We start from the raw sequence: 3,379 nt of genomic DNA on the forward strand, positions 1-3,379 counted from the left end.
CTGATTGCGATTATCAAGGCGGTCAGCCTTTCGGCGCTGATTCTCGGGGTGGTGGTGTACTGGTACAGCAACCATCAGAACGTCGTGCCTCGCTCGATCATTTTTAACTACTGGTGGTTGAGCCTGATCATGGTGGGCGGACTGCGCCTGGCCATGCGTCAGTATTTTCTGGGCGACTGGTTTACCGCCGCGCAGCACGTTCCTTTCACCAGTCGCGACGATGGATTGCCTCGCGTTGCCATCTACGGTGCAGGTGCCGCCGGTAACCAACTGGTCGCCGCCTTGCGTATGGGCCGGGTCATGCGCCCGGTAGCGTTTATCGATGATGATAAGAGTATTGCCGATCGGGTGATCTCCGGTTTGCAGGTGTACAAGCCCAAGCACATTCAACGCATGATCGAAGAGACCGGCGCTCAAGAAATCCTGTTGGCGGTTCCCTCGGCCAATCGCGGGCGTCGCCGTGAGATCCTGGGCTTTCTGGAGGGTTTTCCACTGCACGTTCGCAGTGTGCCGGGTTTCATGGACCTGGCCAGCGGCCGGGTCAAGGTGGACGACATTCAGGAAGTCGACATCGCGGACCTGCTTGGCCGCGACACGGTGCCGGCGCAGGGCGATTTGCTCGAGCATTGCATCAAGGATCAGTCGGTTCTGGTCACGGGGGCGGGCGGCTCTATCGGGTCCGAGCTTTGTCGCCAGATCCTGGCGCTGAAGCCGACCACGCTGTTGTTGTTCGAGCACAGTGAGTTCAATCTTTACAGCATTCTGTCGGAGCTCGAGCAACGAATTGCCCGTGAGTCGTTATCGGTGCGGCTATTGCCAATCCTTGGTTCAGTGCGTAACCAGGACAAACTGCTGGATGTGATGAAAACCTGGCACGTGGATACGGTGTATCACGCGGCGGCTTATAAGCATGTGCCGATGGTCGAACACAATATTGCCGAAGGTGTACTGAACAATGTGATTGGCACGCTGAATACCGCGCAGGCCGCCCTTCAGGCCGGTGTGGCGAACTTTGTGCTGATATCGACCGACAAGGCTGTTCGCCCTACGAATGTCATGGGCAGCACCAAGCGGCTGGCGGAACTGACGTTGCAGGCGTTGAGCCGTGAACTGGCGCCGATGATGTTCGGTGACAAGACCAACGTGTCCCGGGTCAACAAAACCCGGTTCACCATGGTGCGATTCGGTAATGTGCTGGGGTCTTCCGGTTCGGTGATTCCGCTGTTTCACAAGCAGATCAAGTCGGGCGGCCCGCTGACGGTCACGCACCCGAAGATCACCCGTTACTTCATGACCATCCCCGAGGCCGCCCAGTTGGTGATTCAGGCCGGCTCGATGGGGCAGGGCGGTGATGTGTTTGTGCTGGACATGGGCGAACCGGTGAAGATTGTCGAGCTGGCCGAGAAGATGATTCACCTGTCGGGTTTGAGTGTCCGTTCGGACAAAAATCTTCAGGGCGACATCGCCATCGAATTTACCGGGCTGCGTCCCGGTGAAAAGCTCTACGAAGAGTTGCTGATCGGTGACAACGTAGCGGCCACCCAGCACCCGATGATCATGAGCGCCAATGAAGACCACCTGCCCTGGGAAGTGCTCAAGGGCAAACTGACGGAATTGCTGGCGGCTGTCGAACGGGATGATTATTCGCGGGTCCGTCAACTCTTGCGCGACACTGTCAGCGGTTACACCCCGGATGGCGAGATCGTCGATTTGATCTACCGTCAGCGTCGACTGGAGTCGTGATGGCGCGAAAGCTGCTGTACTGACGCGCTACGCCAGGTTACATCGGGGGGGTGATAAATGAGGCCGAGAATGTAGTCTTGTCGTTGGATGAGCGTGCATTTCGGCCTTTTTTCGTCATTTTGAATAGGATGATTCATCCTTTGATTGCCGGAAAACTGTATTGCTGGTAAAGGCTTATGGAGTTTAAACGCTTAAGTCACGGGTGACTGAGGCTTTCTATCCTCGTTTATCGTTCATGGATGCCTTTGCTCTATGAGTCTCTGGTTGTTGTTGCCAGTTATAGTCGGTATTTCCCTGGCCTTGACCGGCGCCCTGCGTCGTTATGCTCTGCGCGGCAGTCTGATGGACATTCCGAATGCTCGCAGTTCGCATTCGAGGCCTACCCCTCGCAGTGGTGGCGTAGCCATCGTTCTGAGTTTTCTTGCGGTATTGCCCGTTCTTGGCTGGTTTGGTGTCGTGAACTGGGAGCTTGTCTGGGCTTTGCTGGGGGCGGGTGGTGCTATCGCGATAATAGGTTTTGTAGATGACCATAGTCACATAGCTGTCCGTTGGCGCTTGCTTGGGCATTTTGCGGGAGCTGTCTGGGTTCTCTGTTGGTTCAATGGAATGCCGCCGCTGAACATGTTCGGTATTTCTCTGGATCTGGGGTGGTTGGGGAACGTACTAGCAGCGATCTACTTGGTGTGGATGCTGAACCTATACAACTTTATGGACGGAATTGATGGGATTGCCGGTATCGAAGCGGTGTCGGTTTGTCTGGGCGCATGCCTGGTTTACTGGATTTCCGGATACGAGTCTTTAATCTGGGCGCCGCTGCTGCTGGCGATGTCAGTTTTGGGCTTTCTTTACTGGAATTTTCCACCTGCGCGGATTTTCATGGGCGATGCCGGAAGTGGTTTTCTAGGCATGGTAATAGGCGTATTTTCGCTACAAGCGGCTTGGCATAGCACGAGTCTGTTATGGGTATGGTTGATCCTGATCGGGGTCTTCGTCGTGGATGCGACGTTCACATTGATAAGGCGATTTTTGCAGGGGGCAAGGATCTATGAGGCGCACCGCAGCCACGCATACCAGTGCGCATCACGTCAATTTGGTACGCATTCGATCGTCACATTGGCGGTGTTGGCGATAAATGTATTTTGGCTATTGCCGATTGCTTTGTACGTTGAGTTGCTCGGTCTGGATGGCTTGATCGGCGTGGTTATAGCGTATGCTCCCTTGGTGATTTTGGCTGTGAAGTTTCGTGCTGGAGAGCTGGCGGTCCACGCAAGAAATTGATTTTTATCAAGGTGGTTTTGTTCTGTAGATTACAAAGGTTGAGCGACGGGATTATGGATAAAATACGAGCATACTTGTTAAGCCTTCCGCGTCGACGCAAGCGCATTTTGCAAGTCATCACAGACTTCTTGCTGGTTTGGCTAGCCTTGTGGATGGCATTCGTCGTCCGCTTGGGCATAGACGAAATGAGTAATCCGTTTACTCAACACTTTTGGCTATTTATAGCTGCTCCGGTTATCGCGATCCCTCTTTTTATCCGTTTCGGGTTGTACCGGGCGGTGATGCGCTACTTCGGCAATGATGCCCTGATTGCGATTATCAAGGCGGTCAGCCTTTCGGCGCTGATTCTCGGGGTGGT

General features: G+C 54.5%; 2 protein-coding genes and 1 pseudogene. All 3 read left to right on the forward strand.

Annotated elements, in window-relative coordinates:
* On the forward strand, nt 1-1,743 hold a 1,743-nt coding region (locus BK659_RS24470), incomplete at its 5' end, for a polysaccharide biosynthesis protein (protein ID WP_148050454.1).
* A gap of 252 nt (nt 1,744-1,995) precedes the next feature.
* Complete coding sequence (locus BK659_RS24475) at nt 1,996-3,021, forward strand: MraY family glycosyltransferase (protein WP_123427878.1); 1,026 nt, start codon at nt 1,996-1,998, stop codon at nt 3,019-3,021.
* Between the two features lie 53 nt (nt 3,022-3,074).
* A pseudogene (locus BK659_RS24480) lies at nt 3,075-3,379 on the forward strand (polysaccharide biosynthesis protein); the annotation flags it as partial.

This window comes from Pseudomonas brassicacearum (genome assembly GCF_003732225.1).
In the GTDB taxonomy this organism is placed as follows: Bacteria; Pseudomonadota; Gammaproteobacteria; order Pseudomonadales; family Pseudomonadaceae; genus Aquipseudomonas; species Aquipseudomonas brassicacearum_E.